This is a genomic window from Rhodococcus sp. I2R, from assembly GCF_020889545.1.
Classification (GTDB): Bacteria; Actinomycetota; Actinomycetes; order Mycobacteriales; family Mycobacteriaceae; genus Rhodococcoides.
Window position 1 is genome coordinate 1 of sequence record NZ_JAHUTG010000072.1, and the last position, 1,117, is coordinate 1,117.

The following is a 1,117-nucleotide window of genomic DNA, read 5'->3' on the forward strand; positions in this document are numbered from 1 at the left end:
GGCAACAGCCCGACGTCGTCTATGACGACGAGTTCGGCGCGGACGATTTTCGCGATCGCTTTGCCGAGAGAATCATCGGAGCGGTGCGCGCGAACGAGGACACCGATTTGTTCGAGGGTGAACCATGCAACGGGCATCCCGGCCTGGATCACGTTCTGTCCCAACGCTTCGAGGAAGAACGTCTTGCCTGTTCCGGCTGGTCCGCAGACGACGAGGTTCTCCCGCCGCCCGACCCATTCGAGGGTCCGCAATGCCTGTTGGGTGGGCAACGGGATCGATGATGCGTTTTCGTCCCACACCTCGAAGGTCTTCCCGGTCGGGAAGCCGGCGGCTTTGCGGCGGGAGGTGAGCATCGAACGGGCCCGGCCGGCGGACTCTTCGGTGAGCAGTGCCTTGATCACTTCGGCGGGATCCCAGCGTTGCGCCCGCGCGGTGGCGAGGACCTCGGCGGCGATGGACCGAGCGTGTGGGAGCCGTAGTTGACGCATCAGCGCTTCGACGTCGGCGGGTAGTTCTGCAGTGGTGGTGTTCATGCCCGGCTCCCGTTCGTGGTGTCGGTGTCGTCTCGCCCGGCGGCGGTGTCGCCGATGATGTTGCTGCCGATGGTGTTGCTTCCGATGGTGTTGCTGCCGAACAGATCCCATCCGCTGGTGCCTTGCGCGAGGGAAGTGGATTCGGATGCGCCCCGGCGGGTGAGGTCCATCCCTTTGGTGGCGAGGATGGAGTCGAGGTCTCCGGTGGCGAAGCGGCCGTGCACGGCCGCATGCCCGAGCGCCCAGTCGACATCTGCTCGGCCGCCGAGCCGGGCGAGGTCGACGGCGTGGGACATTTTCTGGAAGATCCGTTCGGTGCCGACTGCGGCTGCTTCTTTGAGCCACGTCGCGGCGCCTTCGCCGATCGCGAGGAATGCCTGCTCGGAGGCAGTGCGTGCACGGACGCTGTAGTCACCGGGAATCCTCGGGTGATGGCCGGGGAAGTGCGCGTCGTCGATGGCGGGAGTTCCCGGGGTGGTGCGTCGATGCCTGGCTACTTCGATCGGACCCCCGTCGTCGAGTGCGCAGATGATGACCTCATCGGCACCGTCGTGCAACCGCACCCACACGCTCTGACCCAATAG

The 1,117-nt window shown here is 65.7% G+C and carries 1 protein-coding gene and 1 pseudogene; both read right to left on the reverse strand.

Translation table 11 applies throughout. The annotated features are described in order from the left end of the window. Positions 1-533: ATP-binding protein (locus KVY23_RS24840; protein WP_230558538.1), on the reverse strand; the 533-nt coding region annotated here is incomplete at its 3' end. Next, positions 530-1,117 (reverse strand): annotated as a pseudogene (locus KVY23_RS24845) (hypothetical protein); the annotation flags it as partial. The gene KVY23_RS24840 and the pseudogene KVY23_RS24845, both read right to left, overlap by 4 nt.